The organism is Hymenobacter mucosus (assembly GCF_900188255.1).
Classification (GTDB): Bacteria; Bacteroidota; Bacteroidia; order Cytophagales; family Hymenobacteraceae; genus Hymenobacter; species Hymenobacter mucosus.
Genome location: NZ_FZNS01000004.1, coordinates 597,933 through 618,192 on the forward strand (window position 1 = coordinate 597,933; position 20,260 = coordinate 618,192).

Here is a 20,260-nt window from a genome sequence, read left to right on the forward strand (position 1 = left end):
GGCACGCGCACTATTTCACCATCTTCGCGGAATGAAGACGATTCGCTTTCCGCACCCGCTGGTGCTGCTGACGGGGTTTGTGTTGCTGGCTTGCCTGTTGAGTTACGTGCTGCCCGCTGGGGTATTTGAACGCCAAGCCGATGCTGCCACCGGCCGCGACGTGGTAGTGGCGGGCTCTTACCACCGCGTACCGGCTACTCCGGTTACCCCCTTGCAGGCCCTGGTGAGCATTCCGAAAGGACTGGTTGATTCTGCTTCCGTGATTTTCCTGGTGTTTCTGGCCGGCGGCGCCTTTACCGTGGTGGACCAGACCGGGGCGCTCCGCCAGGGGGTAGACTGGCTGTTGGCGCGGTTTCGGGGGCGCGAGGCCATCGTTATTCCCATTATCTCGGTGCTGTTTGCGACTATGGGTGCCCTAGAGAACATGCAGGAGGAAATTGTACCCTTGGTGCCCGTGCTCCTGATTTTGATGCGGCGCATTGGCTACCCGCCCCTCACCGCTGCCGCCGTGAGCCTGGGCTCGGCGGCCGTGGGGGCGGCGTTTAGCCCTCTGAACCCGTTTCAGGTAGGGTTGGCGCAGAAGCTGGCCCAGCTACCCCTGCTTTCGGGCGGTGGGTTTCGGATGGTCTTTCTGGGCTTGGCCTTGGTTATCTGGATCAGTGGTACCGTGCGCTACGCCCTGCGCCACCGGGTAGCCCCGGCTGCCACCGAAGAAGCCGACCCAGCCGCCCTTCACATTGGGCAAAACCACGGCTTCGTTTTGCTACTGCTGTTTGTCACCTTTGGCTTTTTCGCCTATGGCGTTCTGCAACTAGGCTGGGAGTTTGAGCAGATGGCGGCTTTGTTTCTCGGGCTCGGCATTGTGGCGGGCTTGGTGGGCGGCCTAGGCCTAACAGGTACGGCCGAAGGCTTTCTGGCCGGCTTCCGCGACATTGCCTTCTCGGCTATTCTCATTGGGTTTGCCCGCGCCATCTTCGTTGTGCTGGAGCAGGGCCACATAGTAGATACTGTGGTCAATGCCCTGTCGGCGCCGCTGGCAGGGTTGCCCGCCTGGCTCTCGGCCTTGGGTATGATGGGCGTGCACACGGCCCTGCACCTACCAGTACCCAGCGTGAGCGGGCAGGCCGTGCTGACCATGCCTCTGCTCGTTCCGCTCTCCGACCTCATTGGCCTTTCGCGCCAGGTTACGGTGCTGGCTTACCAGTACGGGGCCGGCCTTTGTGAGCTAATTACGCCCACCAACGGCGCCCTAATGGCCATTGTGGCGGCGTGCGGCGTGCGATTTGACGCGTGGTGGAAGTTCGTACTGCCGCTCTACGCGCTGCTGGTGCTGCTAGGCATTGTGGCCGTGGTAGTAGGCATTGCACTGGGAATATAAACCTACGGGGCAACTAATAGAGAAGCCCCATGTCATCAACCCCCAAAACTCTTGCCTACCAGTGCAAAGTAGCAGGGTAGCGGGCTGCCTGACCGTGCAAAATACTCCTAGCAGCGCGGCTCTTCCCCAACAGAACGCGCCCAACAGTGAGGCTCTCTCTTGTGCGCGCGGGGCTGGTGCCACGGCTACCGCATATTGGGCAGGCAGCACTCCTGAAACCGCTCACGCCCGGGGGCCTTTGTTTAGCCCTGACAGTGCTATAGTGCCCGTGAGACGGACTGTAGTACTGCCAGGGCTAAACAAAAGCGGAGCTATAATGAGTTGGCACAGCCGTTTTTGTCGTTTGACAGGTAAACCCGGCTTAGGGTGCTTCCAAGAATTTACTGGGTGCGGTTGCTGCCATCTGAGCAAGTAGAGGCTTTGCGGGCACTACATGTGGTAGTGTCAGGCGCGGGCTTGCTATGGTGTACTGATTGCAACAACCCTGATTCTTTTTTCTTTGCGCTTATGCTGCGTTTTCTGCTTCTGGGGCTGCTCACGTTCACTGCCGGGGCTCAGGGGCCCGTTACCATTAAAGGGCGGGTGCTGGACGCGCAAACGCGCCAGCCGGTATCCTACGCCCAAATTGGGGTAGGCGGCAACCAGCTGGGCACCAGTGCCAACGAAGAAGGCCGCTTCTCTTTAAGCATCCCCCCCGAGTATCAGCAGCTGACACTGGAAATTACCTTTATTGGCTACCGTCGCGCCACGGTGCAGCTGCCTGTGCCAGCCGGCCAGGAGGTGCAAGTATTGCTAGCGCCTGCGCCTACCCAGCTGGCCAACGTCACCGTGTCGGGCTCGGCGCTGGGCATTGTGCGGGCCGCGGTAGCCCGCATTCCGCGCAACTACCCCGCCCGCCCGGCCGTGCTGACGGGCTTCTACCGCGAGTCCAGCAATGTGCCGGGGGGGCGCTACCAGTACTTGGCGGAGGGCATTCTGAAAGTGCGCAAAGTATCGTACCGCACGCCCCGCGAAACCGGCGACGTGCAACTCTCTCAAACCCGCAAGTACGAAGCCGCCGACTCTAGCCGCATTCAAATGCTGTGGCAGGCCGGCCCCTTTATTCCGCACCGGTTCGACTTTGTGCATAGCCGCGCCGATTTCATCAATAAGGCGCATTTCAGTGAGTACGACTATCAGATGGGCGACCCTACTACCTTCAATGGCCGGCCAGTGTACGTTATCATCTTCACTCCGCGGCGCGGCGCTACCAAAGCCAACTACCAGGGACGCCTTTACATTGACCTGGATACGTACGCCTTTTTGGGGGCCGACTACCACCTGACGCCCGGTGGGGTGCGGCGCTACCAGGCTCAGTTTGGGGTGCAGTTTTCCTCGGCCTATACTGCACGCACCCGCCACGTAAGCTACCAACGCTACGCCGGCCGCTGGCACCTGAAGCGCGTGTGGGACCAGGCCGTGCGCACCACGCCGAGCCCGCCCTACCAGCATACCAGTGAGTTCATCACCACGGCTATTGATACGGCCCACACTGCGCGCCCAGCCTACGCCGACCGCCTACAGTTTGAGGACGTATTTTTGCGCAACTCCGTGCGCTACGACTCTACATTCTGGCAGCACTATACCACCTTGGTGCTGCCCAAGCAGGTAGCCCAGCAGTTACTAGACGAAGAACGCCAGCGCAAAGCCGAGCAGCTATTCTCCGACTCGGCTGCCATGGCCGACCGCCTCCCGGCCCTGGATTCCGTCGCTCTTACCACTGCCAGCACGTCCCCACCCGATACAATTTCTGATTCACGTAAGCCTGGCAAGCGTACGTATGGGCAGCTTCGCTACTACCTCAGCATTAATGCTGTTCCCTTGCTAGTTACGTCAGGAAGCTTACTGGTTTCCTATGCTCCGGCGGGTTCGTCATTTGCTCCCGTTATAGCCGCCACCGTGCGCCCCCGCCAGCTTAGCGCCATGCCTGGGGGCAGCTACCAGTACCGGTTTGCCCAGCGGTGGGTAGCCCGCTATGGGTTTGGTACGGTACGGGGCGAGGTGCGCGGCGGGCTCAACAGTTGGGGACTATTCTACCGCTACAACCTTTCACAGCGCCACCGGCCGTTCTACGTGCGCGCCGGCCTCGACTATAGCACCCTCAAGCTACGGCAGCGCCTGGGTCGCCTGCCCAACCCCGACGCCAACCTGCGTGTGGACGGCACCCGCCTGAATGCCAGCCGCCTTGCCCTGGGCCTGCAAACCGTTACGACTGGCTTTCAGCCTCACTTGGGGGCCGAGCTAGAGCTTAATGCGCGGTACCAACTATTGCTGGAAGCCAGCTATTGGGTGCGGCCTCGCACCCGGCAGGAATTACTGCTGGAGGAAAAAAGAGGCTTCTTTCGCAGCAATGCCACGGTGTCATTGTCAAGCCCCGAGTTGCGGGTACAGCTAAACAACGAGCCCCTGCACAGCCCGCTGGTAGTACCACAACGCTTTGGGGTGCGCCTGGGGCTGCAGTTTGGCCAGTTCTGATGCGGCCCCTACCCACGCTAAGAGCGGCCGCTCCGTTCATCTGGCCAGACGAACGGAGCGGCCGCTTTTGGTTCAAAGACAAAACCCACTAAGCGAACCGCAGTTCTTCGGCTTCAAAAACGCGCTTCACTTTGCGCTTTTTTTCCACCATCTGAAACGTAGCGGTGCTAGTAGCTTCGTCCCAATACACGTCGGAGATGAGGCCCCGGTGGGCCGCCCGCCCATCCTCGGGGCTGGTTTCTTCCACTAAGTCGCCAAAGCTGAAAGGGGGCTTGTCGTAGAGTTCTTTGAACAGCTCCCCGCTGACTTTAAACTGCTGCTCATCGTAGCGCAGCAAAATCCAGTCGTCGGTTTCATCTATTTTCTCAAAGACTTTGCCCAACGGCTCCAGCCATTCAAAGCTGCGGCGGTTGGCGGGGTGAATGTAGCGGAAGCCGTAGTCAGGCGTCCAGGAATACAGGCCGTAGATAACAGGTTTCGGTCGAGGCACGATAAAAAGCTTTGATAGTCAGCAAAATGGCAGCCCTGCTTTGTAACAGCAGCGCCGCAGGTCAGCAAGCCGGAATGGTGATTTTTACGGACGCAATTTCCGGCTTTTCAGTATAACTACCCCCGCTAGGGCTTCGTTCATCAGGGGGAGGCCGCTCGCGAGTGCGGCCTTTTGCTTGCCTTACAACAGGGTACCATGAAGAAGGAAGAGATTTATTTAGGCGACTGGCAGCGCATCCTGTTTGGCGATACGCCCGGCGAGTTCACCTGGGAAGTGCTTGTTCGCACAGTTTTGATCTACCTGATCTTTCTGGTAGTAATGCGCCTGCTCGGCAAGCGCATGAATGCTCAGCTCACCATTACGGAACTGGCTGTGATGCTCACGTTGGGGGCAATTGTGTCGGTGCCAATGCAAACGCCCAACCGGGGTATGATTCCGGCCGTGCTGCTTCTGCTGTGCGTGCTATTTTTCCAGCGGGGTAGCAACTGGTGGGCTTTTAAGCAACGCAAAGTGGAGGCGGTACTGCAAGGCAATGTGACTTTGCTTGCCAAAAATGGCGTGTTGCTGCTGGATAAATTGAAGGAGGAGCGGGTGTCGCACGAGCAACTCTATGCCCAGCTTCGCGACCAGAAAATCACCCAGCTAGGCCAAGTGAAACGGGCTTATATGGAAGCCGACGGCACCTTCAGTATTTTCCAGCAAGAGCCTCCCGTGCCTGGGCTTAGCGTGCTACCCGACCTCGACCAGCGCCTGCGGCGTAGCCAGGAAACCGTGGACAGCACCAAGGCCTGTCGCTACTGCGGAACCGTAGCAACACCCCAAAGCCACACCGGCACGCAGTGCCCCAACTGCCACCACGACGACTGGACTCCAGCCGTGCGCTAATTTACTTACTATCAACCACGGGTTTCTGGCCTAGTGCTCAAACGGGCACTACGAGGTGCCACTGTGGGCTTTCACACCCATTTTCGCAGGTATGCAGCAAGAAGAATTCAAACTGTTCGACACCATGCGTGTCATACTCGGCGACGTGCCGTGGAGCTTTCTGATAGAGGCTGTTATTCGCGTTACCTTTCTGTACGTGTTGCTTGTGGTGGCCATGCGGCTCATGGGCAAGCGCATGGGCGGCCAGCTCAGCCGCAACGATATGGCCGCTATGGTAGCCATGGCTGCTGCCGTGGGGGTACCCATGCAAGCTCCCGACCGGGGCCTTATGCCTCCTCTGTGCATTGCGGTTATCATTGTGGTGGGCCAGCGCCTGATAGCGGCCTGGACGCTGCGCAGCAAGAAATTCGAGCAAGCTTCGCAAGATGACATTGCTATTCTGCTGGAAGATGGCTGCCTGCAGTATAGCGCCATGGAAAGCTCGGTGCTGCCCAAAGAGCGCCTGTTTGCCAAGTTGCGGAGTGAAGGTATTACGCACTTAGGCCAGGTGAAGCGGGTATACATGGAAGCCAACGGCAACTTCACCATTCTGCCTCAGGAGCCCCCCCAGCCCGGTCTTACGGTGCTACCCAACTGGGACGAGGAATTCTTGGCAGATCAGGAGAAAGCACCGGATACCCTGGCTTGCGCCCACTGCGGCAACGTGCTCCCGAGCAAACAGGCGAGCAACCAAGTCTGCCCCCACTGCCAGCACCAGCAATGGCTTCCAGCAGTAGTCGGCTAACGTAGCATTATTCCATTACAAGCTCATCATCAGCAGTTTACCCTCTACCTCAACGCTATTTACTTAAAAGCATAGGCAGAATTTTATCAGAAGAGCCTTAGGAGAGCATTTTCTAGGATTATAACTAATTTTTGGGATAGGCAGTATGTAGCAACATCTGTTGAGCTTTTGCGCTGCACTACACCTATACCTAATGCCTGAAATTGACTCCCCCACTGCTCCCGTGCTACAAGCTGGCATGGGCGCTCTTCCGCACGAACACGGCACTACGTTCCGCGTGTGGGCCCCGGCCGCCACGGCGGTTTCTCTTGTTGGTCCTTTCAACGAGTGGAGCCCCAAGACGCACCCCCTAACCCACGAAACCGACGGCTACTGGTCGGCCGATTTCGATGCGCTTGGCCCCGGCACTGAATACAAGTTTTGGCTGAAAACACCCTCGGGCGAGCTAACGCGCAACGACCCGTACGCTCGGGAGGTAACCCATTCAGCGGGCAACTCCATTGTTCCAGATCATACCTTCGACTGGGAAGACGACCACTTCCAGATGCCCCCCTGGAACGAGCTGGTGATTTACGAGCTGCACGTGGGTACCTTCAACGCCCCCGACCCGGAGAAGCCCGGCACCTTTCTCGACGTTATTGACAAGCTTGATTACCTGCAGGATTTGGGTATCAATGCCATTGAAATTATGCCGCCCACGGAGTTTCCGGGTGGCCGCAGCTGGGGCTACAACCCGGCTCACCCCTTCGCCCTCGAAACGGATTATGGCGGACCGAAAGCCTTCCGTGAGCTTGTAAAGGTGGCTCACCGCCTCGGCATTGCCATTATTCTGGACGTAGTGTACAACCACTTTGGGCCCGGCGACTTGGACCTGTGGCAGTTTGACGGCTGGAGCGAAAATGACGGCGGCGGCATCTACTTCTACAACGACTGGCGCGCCGAAACCCCCTGGGGCCACAACCGCCCCGACTACGGCCGCGACGCCGTGCGCGCCTACATCCGCGACAACGCCCTGATGTGGCTGGAAGACTACCGCGTGGACGGCCTACGTTGCGACTCTATTTCGCACATCCGCAACGTGGACGGCTCCAGTGACCCAGCCCGCGACCTGCCCGAAGGATGGAGCTTGATGACTTGGATTAATGAAGAAGTGCGGGCTCACATGCCTTGGAAAATCACCATTGCGGAAGATTTGCTGGGCAATGAGTACATCACTAAGGCTCCCGAAGATGGCGGCCAAGGCTTTTCCTCGCAATGGGATTCCGCTTTCGTGTACCCCATCCGCGACGCCCTGACTACCCCTGAGGATGCCGACCGTGACATGGAGCAGGTGGCCGCGGCCATCAGCAAGGTGTACAACGGCGACGCCTTCCAGCGCGTCATCTACACGGAGTCGCACGATGAGGTAGCCAACGGCAAAGCCCGCGTGACCGAGGAAATCATGCCGGGCAACGCTACTTCCTGGTTTCCTAAAAAGCGCTCTACCTTAGGTGCGGCGCTGGTATTCACGTCCCCCGGCATTCCCATGATTTTCCAGGGGCAGACGATGCTGGCCGACGGCTCTTTCTCCGACGACCAACCCCTGGACTGGAGCCGCGCCGAGCAGCACGCCGGGCTTGTTCGTCTCTACCACGATTTGATTCAGCTGCGCCGCAACACGGCCGGCCACACCCGCGGCCTCCTGGGTCAGCAGGTGCAGATTCTGCACGTCAACAACGAGGACAAGGTAATTGCCTTCGCCCGCTGGGACCAGGGTGGCCCCGGCGACATGACCTTGGTGGTGTGCAACTTCGCCGACCGTGCTCATGAAGCCTATTCCATTGGCGTACCCGCAGGAGGCCACTGGCGCGTCCGATTCAACTCCGACTGGGCTGGCTACGACCAAGAGTTTGGCAACTTCGTGAGCCTAGATTCTCAAGCGGAAGAAGGTGAGTACGACGACCAGCCCTTCCATGCCGCTTTCGGCCTGGCCCCCTACTCCGTCCTGATTATTTCGCAGGAGCCGGCATAAGGCTAGTATGTAATTACCAACGCAAAACGCGGCGGGTAGGGATGGTAGCAGTACCGCCCTTGCCCGCCGCGTTTTGCGTTGTACTAGTTAGGCTACGGCCTGACTATGAGCACCTGCCGCTAGGTGGTAGCCTTGCCTGGTGCGGGGCTACTAGGCGTGAATTGTCCTGAGCAAACGCTCCTAATAAAACTGAGCCCAGCCAGGGCCGTAGGGACCTACGACGTGATTTACCCAAAACCATCTGGTTTTTATACTGCGAAACACGTCGAGAACCATATCTTGCCGCTGCTCCCACCGAATCATCTTTTCTATGCAAGTACCCCTCCCCGCCCCCGAACCCATTGCTCCGGATGCCCTGCTCGTGGAAGTAGCCTGGGAAGTCTGCAACCAGGTGGGCGGTATCTACACCGTTATCCGCTCGAAAGTGCCTGCCACGGTGCAGGCCTGGGATGAGCGGTACTGCCTGCTCGGCCCCTACTTTGCCCATCAGGCCCAGGGCGAGTTTGAGCCCTACGACGACTACCAGCTAGCCAAGCTCTCCGACCCTTTTGCGGGTGCCGTGCGCGAAATGCGGCGCCAGGGGTATGATGTGCACTTGGGAATTTGGCTTGTGACGGGCCGCCCACGCGTGGTGCTCATCAACCCCTACCAGGTGTACGACCGGCTCGGCCAGATCAAGTCTGACCTCTGGCACCACCACCACATTCCTACCCCCGACAGCGACGATCTGCTGCATCAGGTAGAAGCTTTTGGCTATCTGACGAAGGTGTTCCTGCAGATCTTAACGGCCGAGGTAGTTCCTCCGCAGCGCGTACTGGCCCACTTCCACGAGTGGATGACGGGCGTTGCCATTCCCGATCTGCGGCGGGAGCAAGTGCCCGTGCACATCGTATTCACCACGCACGCCACCCTGCTAGGCCGCTACCTGGCCATGAACGACCCCAATTTCTACGACCACCTCATGCAGGTGGATTGGCAGGCGGAGGCCCGGCACTTCAACATTGAAACGGCCGTAACCATTGAACGAGCAGCGGCCCACGGTTCCCACGTCTTCACCACCGTGAGCGAACTGACGGTACGGGAATGTATTTATTTGCTCGACCGGATTCCGGACGCGGTGCTGCCCAATGGCTTGAACATTGAGCGGTTTGTGGCCTTGCACGAATTTCAAAACCTGCACCAGCAGTACAAGTCCAAAATTCACGAGTTCGTGATGGCACACTTCTTCCAGTCGTACTCTTTCGATCTGGATAAGACCTTGTACCTGTTTACGAGTGGGCGCTACGAGTACCACAACAAAGGCTTCGACTTGACCCTGGAGGCGTTGGCCCGCCTCAACTACCGCCTGCAGCAGAGCGGCCTGGAGGGCGATGTAGTCATGTTTTTCATCACCAAGCGGCCCGTTCATAGCATCAACCCCCAGGTGCTGCAAAACCGGGCCGTGCTGGAAGAAGTGCAGGCCACCTGCGAGGCAATTGAGCGCCAGGTGGGCGAGCGGCTGTTCTACGCCGCTGCTGCCAGCACCGACCACCGCCTACCCGACCTGAGCAGCATGGTAGATGACTACTGGAAGTTGCGCTACCGCCGCCTGCTCCAAACTTGGAAAACCCAGCACCTCCCATCCGTCATCACCCACAACCTGGTAGACGACCAGAACGACGACATCCTGAACTTTGTGCGCCGGGCCAACTTGGTAAATAACCAGCACGACCGGGTGAAGATCGTGTATCACCCTGATTTTGTATCGCCTACCTCACCCCTGTTTGGCATGGAGTACGGCCAGTTTGTGCGCGGCTGCCACTTAGGGGTGTTCCCGAGCTACTACGAACCCTGGGGGTACACCCCGCTGGAGTGCGTAGCCCGCGGCGTACCAGCTATTACCTCCGACCTTTCTGGCTTCGGCGACTACGCCTTGCAGCACGTGCCAGCCCACGAAGACAAAGGAATCTTTGTGGTGCGCCGCCAGGAAAAGAGCTTTGAGGAGTCGGCTGAGGAACTCACGGATATGCTCTGGAATTTCGTGCAGCTCAACCGCCGCGAGCGAATCATGCAGCGTAATAACGTAGAAAGCTCCTCAGAAATGTTCGACTGGAAAAACCTGCGTATCTACTACGACCGTGCATATGCCTTAGCACTGGAGCGTAGCTAAGCCTCTATTTTCCTTGCGAAAAAAGAGCCTAGTTAGGAGATGTACCTGGCTAGGCTCTTTTGTTATGTTGTCCTCTGTAGTTGTAGTCTATTGCAAGGCTTCACTAAATCTTAATACTAGCCTTCTTTTCTTCGCCCAATGACGCGCCGCCTCCACCTGCTGGTTTCTTTACTGCTGCTCGGAGGCACGGCAATAGCGCAAGAATTTTGGCTAGAGCCAGTGCGTTTTATAGTAGCGCCCGGCGCGGTCGTGCACCTGCGGCGGCTTATGGGGCGGGGCTTTCAGCAGCCGCAGCGGTGGGCTGGCCGGAGTAGCCGCCTAACTACTTTTCGGCACTATGCGCCGGGCCAATTGCCCGTTGATCTTCTACCTACCATGGCTGCCGCGGACACCTTGCAGAGCACCCTTACCATTGCCCAGCCTGGTACCCATCTGCTGGCACTGGCTACCAACGATGCCTATAGTACCCTAGCGGCCAACGAGTTTAACGACTACTTGCGTGAGGCCAAGCTGGACTATATAGTAGCCCTGCGCCAGCAGCGGGAAGAAATGCAGAAGCCTGGCCGGGAAGCGTACCGGCGGTGCGCCAAGACCCTTGTACAAGCGGGCCCCGTTTCAGCCGCCGACACGGCGCGGGCCTGGAGCCGGGCAACGGGCTTGCCCCTCGAATTGGTGCCCGAACAAAACCCTTACGCACTCCATGCTGGCGCGTCCCTCACTCTTAGAGTGTTGGCTGCCGGGCGTCCCGTACCCGGCCAAGTAGTGCAGGTGTGGCAGCGCACTTCTCTCCCGGCGGCCCCGCCTTTGCAACTTCGCAGTAACCAAAATGGCCGTGTGTTGTTTCGCTTATCCGGGCCTGGTGATTACTTAGTAAGCACCGTGCGTATGACGCCCGCTCTCAACCACCCGCAAGCTGAGTGGCAAAGTACTTGGTCTACCCTTAGTTTCGGTTTCAAGCCCGACAGATGAGTCCGTAGCGCAGTTTTTCTTCCTTGTCTGGTCCTTAGCGAACACGCTTCGATCAAACAGTTTTTTTGTTACCTTCGCAACTCCCATAACCACCGAACGACCTGCGGTATGAAGTACTCGATAGATAAAAAAGAGACCTACACGATTATCACGATTGATGAGAAAAAGCTCGACACTACCGTCGCGCCGGATCTGAAGTCGGAATTCGTGAAGTTGAATGCTGAGGGCATCAATAACCTGATTTTGGACCTTGGCAACGTCAAGTACACCGATTCGTCGGGGTTGAGCTCTATCCTCATTGCAAACCGTTTGTGCAATTCTACCGGCGGCTTGCTCGTGCTTACTGGCCTGCAAGATCATGTGATGAAGCTCATCACCATTTCCAAGCTGGAGTCGGTACTGCACATTCTGCCCACCGTAGAGGAAGGCATCGACCGTATTTTCCTGCACGCCATTGAGCGGGACCTGACCAGCAAAGAATAGCGTTGAGTACGCCGTTGGCTGTTGGCTGTTAGCTGTTATGTTTCGTACTGACAGCTACCAGCCAGCAGTTTTTTCTTTTTCTAGCGGCGGCGTATACTCGCTAGTGTGTTCTCATTGTCTCATCTTACAAAATGCTAACGGCTCCTCGTCGTTGGCGCGCAGCTTCCGTTGGAGTTTGAGCTGAAAATTCTGGGCAGTGCCTCCGCCACCCCGTTCATGGACCGCCACCACACGGCGCAGGTTCTCACGGTGGCCAATTCGCAGTATCTTATTGACTGCGGTGAGGGTACGCAGCGCCGGCTGCTGGAGCATAAGATTCGTCACCAGCGCATCCAGAACATTTTCATCAGCCACCTTCACGGCGACCATTTTTTTGGGCTTTTCGGCCTGCTTGGCACTATGCACCTCAACGGCCGCACTGAGCCGTTGCGGCTGTTTGGTCCGGCAGGGTTAGATGAAGTACTGACTACCCAGTTCCGGCATTCGCACACCCAATTAAGCTTCGAGCTTGATTTCACGCCCGTAGACACTACCCAGCACGAGCTGATCTTTGAAGACAAGCAGCTCACGGTGCACACCTTGCCCATGCGCCACCGCATACCGTGTTGCGGGTACTTGTTTCGGGAAAAACCCAAGCGCCGCCGGCTGCTGGCCGAGCGCCTACCCCACGGCCTCACGCCAACCCAACTTACCGCCCTCACTTCAGGCGAAGACGTAGTAGCAGACAACGGCGAACTGCTAGTTCGCAACGCCGATGTGACAGCCGCGCCCAAGCGCAGCCGCAGCTACGCCTACTGCTCCGATACCATGTACACGGAGAGCCTGGCCGACCTAGTGCACGGGGTAGACTTGCTTTACCACGAAGCTACTTTCCTGGACGATATGCGCGAACGGGCCGCTACCACCCACCACTCCACGGCTCGCCAAGCGGGACTGCTAGCCCGGCGCGCCGAGGTACACCGCCTACTCATCGGCCACTTCTCCAGCCGCTACCGCGACTTACAGCCCCTACTAACCGAAGCCAAAACCATGTTTGAGTGGACGGAACTGGCAGTAGAAGGCCTCACGGTGAGCCTGGCTGAGTAATTATCCGCTTCCGGCCCTCTAGCGCTCCGTTACTTTCATCCTTGATGCTTGCCCCACCAGGTAGCCGGTAGGAGGTGCAGCCCAATGCTTATACCCCATGGGGCACAAAAAACAGCAGCTTTACCTAGTTCTGAGCGGCATATTCATCGTCAATGCCTTGTTGGCCGAAATTATTGGGGTTAAGATTTTCTCCCTGGAGCCCCTAATTGGCCGCCCCGATAATCTGACAGCAGGCGTGCTCATTTGGCCGGTGGTATTCGTGACAACGGACATCATCAATGAATACTTCGGCAAGCAAGGCGTACAACGTGTGAGCTACCTTACGGCCGGCCTTATTCTGTTTGCCTTCTTGGTAATCTATGCCACTACCAAGCTGCCTCCGGCGGCCTTCTGGCTTGATGTGAACAACCAAGATCCGCAGGGCCACCCCATCAACATAGACTTTGCCTACCAAATGATCTTTCGGCAGGGCATGGGCATTATTGCGGGGTCCCTCACGGCGTTTGCCATTGGGCAGGTGCTGGATGCTACGGTATTTCAACTGCTGCGCCGGGCCACCAAGGGGCGCTACGTATGGCTGCGCGCTACGGGCTCCACGTTGGTATCCCAACTCGTAGACAGCTTCGTGGTGCTCTACGTGGCGTTCTACCTGTTCGGCAACTGGACGCTGGACCAGGTACTAGACGTAGCAAATACCAACTACTGGTACAAGTTTGCCGCGGCTATTCTGCTTACTCCGGTACTCTACCTAGCGCACTTCCTGATTGACCGCTACCTCGGCACAGAAGAAACCAGGGAGCTACAACAAGAAGCCAGTGCAGACATTAGCGTATAGCTTGGGCCTCTGCAAGTAGTACTTATTACACCTTAAGTCTACTAAAGGGTACCCACTCCTTGGCTTGTGAATAGCCTTGCGGACTAGAAATTTCACATGGCACTACTGGGCTACGTTGCGACCTGCGCCAGCCTCGCAGGGCCAGTAATGGAGAAGCGGATTCCAACGAATAACTTAGCGGCCCTGATTCACGCTCTTCACACGAGGAGGGCTACGCCCGCTCTTGTGCCTACTGTTTACTAGTTTTTCTCTCCATGTCCCGAATCCTTACCGGCATCCAAAGCACCGGGCGCCCCCACTTAGGCAACTTGTTAGGGGCTATTCTGCCCGCCGTTGAGCTGTCCAAGAATGCGGCCAATGAGTCGCTGTACTTCATTGCTGATTTGCACTCACTCACGACCGTGCGCGACGCGGAGCTACTGCGCCAGAACACGTACGCCGTGGCCGCCTCGTGGCTGGCCTGTGGGTTCGACACGGAAAAAAACCTGTTCTACCGCCAGTCCGATGTGCCGCAAGTGGCGGAGTTGGCTTGGTACCTGTCGTGCTTCACCCCCTACCCCATGCTGGCCAACGCCCACTCGTTCAAGGACAAGTCGGACCGTTTGTCGGACGTGAATGCTGGGCTGTTTACCTACCCAGTGCTGATGGCGGCGGACATTCTGCTCTACGACGCTGACGTGGTGCCCGTGGGCAAAGACCAGATTCAGCACCTGGAAATCACGCGCGACATTGCCTCGGCCTTCAACAACCGCTATGGCGACACCTTTGTGTTGCCGCAAGCCCGCGCCGATGAACAGCTCATGACTATTCCGGGCCTCGATGGGCAGAAAATGAGCAAGAGCTACGGCAACATCATCGACATCTTTGCTGACGATAAGGCGCTGCTCAAAACCATCAAGAGCATTGTATCAGATAGCACCCCGCTGGAAGCGCCTAAGAACCCGGACTCGGATACCACCTTCAAGCTTTTCTCGCTACTGGCTACGCCCGAGGAAACGGCCGACATGCGCGCCCGCTACCTGGCCGGCGGCTACGGCTACGGCCACGCCAAGCAGGCCCTCTACGAGCTGGTGCTGCGGCGCTTTGCAACGGAGCGCGAACAGTTCAATTTCTACATCAACAACCTACCCGAAGTAGACCGTAAGCTAGCCGAAGGGGCCCGCAAAGCCCAGGCCTATGGCTCAGAGGTTCTAAATAAAGTACGCGAGAAAGTGGGCTATCAGCGCCGCTGAGGTTCATTCGCGCTACAGGCTCGCGGAAACGCAGCCATAAAAAACACCCGGTTCTTCGCGTTGAGAACCGGGTGTTTTGGTATGCAGCAGGTAGCTTTTCTGAGCGCCGCAGTAGCCCCGTTATTTATACAAGCTGCCTAGTATGGCAGGCCATCAACGTTGAAGTGTCGTTGCTCGTGAGAAAAGCTGAACCCTACTTTACTCCCGCGGCTGACCTGCTGATTTTCAAGCTTTTGCTTGACCGATATTTTCTGGATATCATCCAGCGGTGGGGCAATTAAGTCGTTGTTTACGGCGGCAATCATGGCGCTTTCCACGAACAGCTTAAGCCCATCGGGCGTCACTACGTTGTCCGACATGTCATTGTCGGGCAGTTCTAGCTGCTGCACCCCTTCCAGGAAAAAGTGGTTATCAATGTTGATAAGCAAACGGCCCACTAGGTAGCCGGGGTCACTCATGCGCTGGTACTTGATGCTGTCGGCCATGAAGTTGTAGGCCATGATGTGGCCAAAAAACCGCCGCCGGAAGTCCTCCTCCACGTATTTGGTAGGCATGGGGCCGTAGTCATCGGGGAAGGTGACAATATTGGAGTGCATCACAAAGACCAGCAGGTCGCCGGAGAAGCGGATATGAAACTCCATATCGTTCACGGGCCGGTATTCGATAATAACCGTGGAATCGACGGGCGTAATGCGGCGGCTCAATTCCACCACCAACTCCTGCGACACCTTCCGCAATAAATCGAAAGTAGCCAGGGTGTTGCGGTAGATGGCCTGCTTAGCCGTGGACTTCTGCCGGAGTCCATCAAAAATTAGGTTGAGGCGGTCGGCGGGGGTAGCGCCTGGCTCACCGGGGGCGTTGGTAGCCGTGTTGTCAGAATTGGGCACGCCCGCAACGGTGGGTGCCGGGGCACCGGGCGTTCCGTCGTTTACGTGCGCAAGCGTAGCTGGCGTTGGTGCCGATTGAGGTAATTCGTCCATACAAACAGAAGCAAAGGCGCGTGAGTAGGTAGTGCGCAATGAGAAATATTACCAGCAATGCGGTAGAATCCTACTTCACCTACGCAAAGGAGGGCGCCAACAGTTTCGAAAACACATATATACATATGTCCATCAAATACTTATGCATTCGTTCCTATCTCATTTTCTGAGGATGCATCCAGTGCCTGCAGGTGGGCGCCTAGGTGAGGTGGCGGCGGCAAGTGAGTAGCCCGGGGCCACGCTGAACTATGGAAGGCCACAGTGCGCAAGCCCGGGTGCGGAAACTCCGGGGAAGCGGGTAGCAGCATCGAGTGCGCGGCCTCCTGCGCCAGGGCTTGTCCTACTGTGCGCACCGCCCCGGCGGGTACAGCAAGCCTTTCCAGAGCCGCTAGCAGAAGCGAGCTTGGGAGTTGTAGTATCCGCTCGCGCAAGAGCTGCTCTAGCTCGGCACGGTGCGCTACGCGAGCAGCATTGGAAGCAAATCGGGCCTCCTGCGCCCAGATGGGCCGCTCCAGCACAGCACATAGGTGTTCAAACTGCCGGTTGGTACCTACTGCCAGCAAGAGGCGCACCCCATCAGAGGCTTCGTACACAGTGCCGTAGGGCACAATACTAGGGTGGCCCGACCCCATAGGGCGGGGCTCTTGCCCCGTTACCAGGTAGGCAGAGGCTTGATTCGCCAGGGAAGCCAAAGCACTATCCTGCAACGATACGTGCACCACTGCCCCCTGGCCCGTTTGCGTGCGCCGGTAGAGGGCCGCAAGCAAGCCCTCTTTCAGTTGGTGCGCGGCCAACAGGTCAATCAGGGCTACGGGCATTTTGAGGGGTTCCTGGCCAGGACCAGCCGCATTAAGATGCATGAAGCCCGTTTCTGCTTGCAGCACGGCATCGTAGCCCGCCCGCGGAACGGCGGCCCCGTAGCCCGTGATGAGGCCATACAGCAGCCGCGGATTGAGCGCTGCCAGGGTGTCGTAATCTACTCCTAGCTTGGTGGCGTCGCCGGGTTTGTAACTAGCTAGTACTACGTCGGCGCGGGTGGCTAAGCGGTGCACAGCCGCGCGGCCAGTAGCAGTAGTAAGGTCAAGCACAATGGACTGCTTGCCCCAGTTGGCGCAGGCGAAGTAAGCCGTAACGTCGGTACCGGGGGCTTCGCCGGGAGTGCGCCAGGTGCGGGTTACGTCGCCGCCGGGGGCTTCAATCTTCAGCACCTGTGCGCCCAGTTCCGCAAAAAACTGCCCTACCTGCGGGCCAGCCAGCACAGAAGCCAGCTCGATAACTGTTAGTCCGGTGAAGGGAAGTGAGAGGTTAGAAGCAGTACTGGGCATGGAGCGAGGGTTGGCATCAGCTGGCAAGATAGCCCCGGTCGCGGAGTGCGAGCACGGGGTCAGCGGGAAGTTGCTCCAAGCGCCCTCCGTGCAGCAGGTACACAACGTCGCACAGGGGTAGCACTTCGGTGTAGCGGTGGTCGGTGAGCAGGATGCCTTTCTGTGCTTTAGCTTGCTGAAACATCTCGCCCAAAGTTTCTACGTGCAGTGGCATCACCCCCGAAAAAGGCTCGTCAAACAACGAAAACCGCGTTTTGGCATGTAGCAGCAGTAGCACCTGCACTAGCCGGGTAGTACCCCCCGAAAGCTCACCGATGCGGCGGGAAACCTGAGCCCGTATATCTGGAAAATTAGCCAGTGCCTGTTCAGCATCAACCCCAAGCATGCGTGCTGCTTCCATCAGCGTGAGGTGCTCTGGCAGCAGTGGCACCTGGGGAAGGTAGTTCAGTAGGCCTGGCTTTCGATAGGCGGGCACTACACGCTGCCCATTCACTCGCACGGAGGCGTCGGCGACGTGGCGGCCACCAAAGACAGTTTGCAGCAGGGTAGATTTACCGCAGCCGTTGCGCCCCAACAGGCCTACCACTTGCCCGGTCTCCACCCGCAGGTACACATCGGAGAGGATGCGCCGCTCCCCAAACGCGAGCTGCATACCATCCGCTTCTAATACGTAGGAGAAAGACTTGCTCATTGCAGCACAGCATGAAGCAGCCCAACGGCGGCGCTGAACAGTAGCGTATCAGCCACTAGTACGCCCGCCCACAGCTGCCAGGGCGCAATGTGCAGGTTTAGGTAAAACCAATACTGGTGGGGCCGCAACTGCGCCGACAGATACCAGATAACCAGAAAGGTGCCTAGCTTCGTCAGCAGTAGTCCTGCTGTGAGCGGGAGAGGCCAGGTAGGAAATGGCCCGACGGCGGCGGCCGCAAAGATCAGCAACGAAAACACTACGGTAAAAGGGGCCACGGTGCGGTAGAACAGGCCTAGGGCCCGCAGGTACGTAGGTATCGTCATGGAGTGCGCGTTGAGCTAGCCACACAACGCCCCGATAACCAGATTATTCTACCACCCCTAACCGTAAAAACACCGGAAACACCACTGGTCGCTCTGCACTGCCCCACCGCTGCGACAGCTCTGCGGCCAGTTTAGCCACGGGGTCCTGATCGTGTTGCTTCTGATACTTTGCTACGCTCGACCAGGTACGCAGGTAGTTCAGCATCCACTCGGCAGACCACTGCCGCCGCACTGCAAACCGCTTGTGCTGCACCTTGGCAAAAGGGAAAGGCAAGTGCGCGTACTCGTTGGTGATGTGCTGGCGGTTAGGGTCCCAGTAGGGGCCCATGGTTTCGTCGTGAAACTTCCGAATCAATGGGTCTATTTCGGGGCTCACCTGCACCAGGCCATACCCCCACTCTGCCACTATACCCCCTGGCCGCGCTACACGACGCACCTCGTCTACGAAGGCATCGGGCTCAAACCAGTGTACCGCCTGCGCCACTGTAATCAGATCGAAGCTAGCTGGTGCAAAGGGCGTGTGTTCGGCTGGGGTAATGTGGTAGTGAATGTTGGGGTGGGCGGCGGCTTTGTCTAGCTGGGCCTGGCTGATGTCGGTGGCCTCTACCTGGCGGAAGTGCTGGGCCAACACAGCCGCCACTTGCCCGTTGCCGGTTGCGCAGTCCCAGGCCTGGTTGTGGTGGGCCACTTGGGGTAGCAGCCAGTCGTAGAGTTCGGCGGGGTAGTCGATGCGGTACTGGGCGTAGAGGTCGGCTTGGGAAGAGAAACGGTCGAGCATTAGTTGGCGTTTACTGGTTGGTTTGTGGTTATTGGCAACTGCTAGCGGGCTAGCAGCCACGGCCGCCCAACTTGTATACGGCCATTGCCACCGCGAAAACGAAAAACTCTTCACCAAAACCAATGCCTACTCCCATCCAAACCGGCCTACTGGCTTACGGCATGTCGGGCCGCATTTTCCACGCTCCCTTCCTAGCGGCACATCCTGGCTTTCACTTACGGGCCGTGGCGGAGCGCAGTCGCAAGCAGGCCGCCGAGCTTTACCCGGACATCATTAGTTACGACAGTGTAAGCGAATTGCTTGCCGACCCCGTGCTGGAGCTGGTGGTAGTAAATACGCCCAACAACACGCACTTCGAGTTGGCAAAGCAGGTACTGGAGGCCGGCAAACACGTGCTCATTGAAAAACCTGTTACTACAACCACGGCCGAACTTACCGAGCTATTTGCCGTGGCGCACCGCCACAGCCGGCAGGTGTTCGGCTACCAGAACCGGCGCTGGGACAGTGACTTTCAAACGGTACGCCAGGTAGTGGAAAGTGGGCAGTTGGGTCAGCTTACGGAAGTGCACTTCCGCTTCGACCGCTACAAAGCAGCCCTCAACGTGAAAGCATTCAAGGAAGAGCCAACTACTCCCGGCAGCGGCCTTAGCTACGACTTGGGCCCGCACGTGCTCGACCAGGCGCTGAGCTTATTTGGGCAGCCCGAGCGGTTCCACAAGACCTTAGCAACCAACCGTCCGGGCTCCCAGGTCAACGACTACTTCCATTTCCACCTCGCCTACCCCGGCGGGCTCCAGGTGTTCGTGAGTGGTAGCTTGCTGGTGGCCGATGCCGGCCCGGCCTACGTGCTGCACGGCACCCAAGGGTCGTTCCGCAAGCAGCGCACCGACGTGCAAGAGTCTCAGCTCGACCAGGGCATGCTGCCCACAGATGCGGCCTACGGCTTGGAGCCAGCCGGTCAGGAGGGCATCCTCACCCTGGTGCTGCCCAATGGTCAGAAGCACACTAGCACGGTGCCTTCGCCGCGCGGTGATTACCCGGACTTGTTTGAGGCCGTGTACCAAACGCTCGTTCACGGGCAGCCCTACCCCGTGCGTGAGGAAGAACTTCACTGGCAGTTAGCAGTTTTAGAAGGCTAGGAAAAGCCCTTAGCGCGGCGCTACGCCTCATGCGGCTCTGTTTGTGACTACTACGCTGCGCCAGCCATATAGCAACCCAACTATACGGCACGAAATCCGCCTATCTTTGTTATCATTACATAAGCGGTTTGCTGACCGGACAACGAGGTCAGCCATTTCATCATCCTAATTCGCTGAACCTTGAAGTTTCACGATTTTAATCTCCACG

At 58.0% G+C, this 20,260-nt stretch carries 18 protein-coding genes; 12 read left to right on the forward strand and 6 right to left on the reverse strand.

Annotated features, from left to right (window positions below; translation table 11 throughout):
- The first annotated feature begins 31 nt into the window (after nt 1–31).
- On the forward strand, nt 32–1,378 hold the full coding sequence (locus tag CHB83_RS12550; protein WP_089332864.1) for a YfcC family protein: 1,347 nt from the start codon (nt 32–34) through the stop codon (nt 1,376–1,378).
- Nucleotides 1,379–1,885: 507 nt separating this feature from the next.
- Nucleotides 1,886–3,892 carry a carboxypeptidase-like regulatory domain-containing protein gene (locus tag CHB83_RS12555; protein WP_089332865.1) on the forward strand — a complete coding sequence of 669 codons (2,007 nt, stop codon included), beginning with the start codon at nt 1,886–1,888 and terminating at the stop codon, nt 3,890–3,892.
- An 88-nt stretch (nt 3,893–3,980) separates the two neighbouring features.
- On the opposite strand, the gene CHB83_RS12560 is transcribed toward CHB83_RS12555, so the two are convergent.
- The gene (locus tag CHB83_RS12560) at nt 3,981–4,382 is read right to left on the reverse strand and encodes a DUF6960 family protein (protein WP_089332866.1); all 402 of its coding nucleotides are present in this window, start codon (nt 4,380–4,382) and stop codon (nt 3,981–3,983) included.
- A 195-nt stretch (nt 4,383–4,577) separates the two neighbouring features.
- Between CHB83_RS12560 and CHB83_RS12565 the strand changes: the two genes are divergently transcribed.
- From CHB83_RS12565 to trpS, 9 genes are all read left to right on the forward strand, one after another.
- The gene (locus CHB83_RS12565; RefSeq protein ID WP_045687341.1) at nt 4,578–5,267 is read left to right on the forward strand and encodes a DUF421 domain-containing protein; all 690 of its coding nucleotides are present in this window, start codon (nt 4,578–4,580) and stop codon (nt 5,265–5,267) included.
- Nucleotides 5,268–5,358: 91 nt separating this feature from the next.
- Complete coding sequence (locus tag CHB83_RS12570) at nt 5,359–6,051, forward strand: DUF421 domain-containing protein (protein ID WP_089332867.1); 693 nt, start codon at nt 5,359–5,361, stop codon at nt 6,049–6,051.
- Between the two features lie 193 nt (nt 6,052–6,244).
- Nucleotides 6,245–8,062 carry an alpha-amylase family glycosyl hydrolase gene (locus tag CHB83_RS12575; protein ID WP_245855342.1) on the forward strand — a complete coding sequence of 606 codons (1,818 nt, stop codon included), beginning with the start codon at nt 6,245–6,247 and terminating at the stop codon, nt 8,060–8,062.
- A gap of 310 nt (nt 8,063–8,372) precedes the next feature.
- Complete coding sequence (locus CHB83_RS12580; RefSeq protein ID WP_045687340.1) at nt 8,373–10,211, forward strand: glycosyltransferase; 1,839 nt, start codon at nt 8,373–8,375, stop codon at nt 10,209–10,211.
- A 138-nt stretch (nt 10,212–10,349) separates the two neighbouring features.
- Nucleotides 10,350–11,180 (forward strand): DUF4198 domain-containing protein, encoded by an 831-nt coding sequence (locus CHB83_RS12585; RefSeq protein ID WP_089332868.1) that lies wholly within the window; start codon nt 10,350–10,352, stop codon nt 11,178–11,180.
- A 108-nt stretch (nt 11,181–11,288) separates the two neighbouring features.
- Nucleotides 11,289–11,663 carry an STAS domain-containing protein gene (locus CHB83_RS12590; protein ID WP_045687338.1) on the forward strand — a complete coding sequence of 125 codons (375 nt, stop codon included), beginning with the start codon at nt 11,289–11,291 and terminating at the stop codon, nt 11,661–11,663.
- Nucleotides 11,664–11,831: 168 nt separating this feature from the next.
- Complete coding sequence (locus tag CHB83_RS12595; RefSeq protein ID WP_089332869.1) at nt 11,832–12,749, forward strand: ribonuclease Z; 918 nt, start codon at nt 11,832–11,834, stop codon at nt 12,747–12,749.
- Nucleotides 12,750–12,846: 97 nt separating this feature from the next.
- Complete coding sequence (locus CHB83_RS12600; protein WP_089332870.1) at nt 12,847–13,584, forward strand: queuosine precursor transporter; 738 nt, start codon at nt 12,847–12,849, stop codon at nt 13,582–13,584.
- A gap of 254 nt (nt 13,585–13,838) precedes the next feature.
- Nucleotides 13,839–14,816 (forward strand): tryptophan--tRNA ligase, encoded by a 978-nt coding sequence (trpS, locus tag CHB83_RS12605; RefSeq protein ID WP_089332871.1) that lies wholly within the window; start codon nt 13,839–13,841, stop codon nt 14,814–14,816.
- Between the two features lie 137 nt (nt 14,817–14,953).
- Here the strand turns inward: trpS and CHB83_RS12610 are convergent, their stop codons facing one another.
- From CHB83_RS12610 to CHB83_RS12630, 5 genes are all read right to left on the reverse strand, one after another.
- Nucleotides 14,954–15,796 (reverse strand): hypothetical protein, encoded by an 843-nt coding sequence (locus CHB83_RS12610; protein WP_245855344.1) that lies wholly within the window; start codon nt 15,794–15,796, stop codon nt 14,954–14,956.
- A 140-nt stretch (nt 15,797–15,936) separates the two neighbouring features.
- Nucleotides 15,937–17,121: a CaiB/BaiF CoA transferase family protein gene (locus CHB83_RS12615; RefSeq protein ID WP_089332872.1), complete on the reverse strand. Its 1,185-nt coding sequence runs from the start codon at nt 17,119–17,121 to the stop codon at nt 15,937–15,939.
- 16 nt (nt 17,122–17,137) lie between these two features.
- On the reverse strand, nt 17,138–17,812 hold the full coding sequence (locus CHB83_RS12620; protein ID WP_089332873.1) for an ATP-binding cassette domain-containing protein: 675 nt from the start codon (nt 17,810–17,812) through the stop codon (nt 17,138–17,140).
- The gene (locus CHB83_RS12625; protein WP_045687334.1) at nt 17,809–18,135 is read right to left on the reverse strand and encodes a hypothetical protein; all 327 of its coding nucleotides are present in this window, start codon (nt 18,133–18,135) and stop codon (nt 17,809–17,811) included. The genes CHB83_RS12620 and CHB83_RS12625 overlap by 4 nt, the downstream gene beginning before the upstream one ends.
- Before the next feature lie 43 nt (nt 18,136–18,178).
- Nucleotides 18,179–18,913: a class I SAM-dependent methyltransferase gene (locus tag CHB83_RS12630; RefSeq protein WP_089332874.1), complete on the reverse strand. Its 735-nt coding sequence runs from the start codon at nt 18,911–18,913 to the stop codon at nt 18,179–18,181.
- Between the two features lie 122 nt (nt 18,914–19,035).
- Here CHB83_RS12630 and CHB83_RS12635 point away from each other — a divergent pair, with 122 nt between their 5' ends.
- On the forward strand, nt 19,036–20,052 hold the full coding sequence (locus CHB83_RS12635) for a Gfo/Idh/MocA family protein (RefSeq protein WP_089332875.1): 1,017 nt from the start codon (nt 19,036–19,038) through the stop codon (nt 20,050–20,052).
- The last annotated feature ends 208 nt before the right edge of the window (nt 20,053–20,260 follow it).

Coding starts and splice junctions, on each gene's coding strand:
- CHB83_RS12550 (WP_089332864.1), top strand. CDS start 32: ATGAAGACGATTCGCTTTCCGCACCCGCTGGTGCTGCTGACGGGGTTT.
- CHB83_RS12555 (WP_089332865.1), top strand. CDS start 1,886: ATGCTGCGTTTTCTGCTTCTGGGGCTGCTCACGTTCACTGCCGGGGCT.
- CHB83_RS12565 (WP_045687341.1), top strand. CDS start 4,578: ATGAAGAAGGAAGAGATTTATTTAGGCGACTGGCAGCGCATCCTGTTT.
- CHB83_RS12570 (WP_089332867.1), top strand. CDS start 5,359: ATGCAGCAAGAAGAATTCAAACTGTTCGACACCATGCGTGTCATACTC.
- CHB83_RS12575 (WP_245855342.1), top strand. CDS start 6,245: ATGCCTGAAATTGACTCCCCCACTGCTCCCGTGCTACAAGCTGGCATG.
- CHB83_RS12580 (WP_045687340.1), top strand. CDS start 8,373: ATGCAAGTACCCCTCCCCGCCCCCGAACCCATTGCTCCGGATGCCCTG.
- CHB83_RS12585 (WP_089332868.1), top strand. CDS start 10,350: ATGACGCGCCGCCTCCACCTGCTGGTTTCTTTACTGCTGCTCGGAGGC.
- CHB83_RS12590 (WP_045687338.1), top strand. CDS start 11,289: ATGAAGTACTCGATAGATAAAAAAGAGACCTACACGATTATCACGATT.
- CHB83_RS12600 (WP_089332870.1), top strand. CDS start 12,847: ATGGGGCACAAAAAACAGCAGCTTTACCTAGTTCTGAGCGGCATATTC.
- trpS (WP_089332871.1), top strand. CDS start 13,839: ATGTCCCGAATCCTTACCGGCATCCAAAGCACCGGGCGCCCCCACTTA.
- CHB83_RS12610 (WP_245855344.1), bottom strand. CDS start 15,796: ATGGACGAATTACCTCAATCGGCACCAACGCCAGCTACGCTTGCGCAC.
- CHB83_RS12615 (WP_089332872.1), bottom strand. CDS start 17,121: ATGCCCAGTACTGCTTCTAACCTCTCACTTCCCTTCACCGGACTAACA.
- CHB83_RS12620 (WP_089332873.1), bottom strand. CDS start 17,812: ATGAGCAAGTCTTTCTCCTACGTATTAGAAGCGGATGGTATGCAGCTC.
- CHB83_RS12625 (WP_045687334.1), bottom strand. CDS start 18,135: ATGACGATACCTACGTACCTGCGGGCCCTAGGCCTGTTCTACCGCACC.
- CHB83_RS12630 (WP_089332874.1), bottom strand. CDS start 18,913: ATGCTCGACCGTTTCTCTTCCCAAGCCGACCTCTACGCCCAGTACCGC.
- CHB83_RS12635 (WP_089332875.1), top strand. CDS start 19,036: ATGCCTACTCCCATCCAAACCGGCCTACTGGCTTACGGCATGTCGGGC.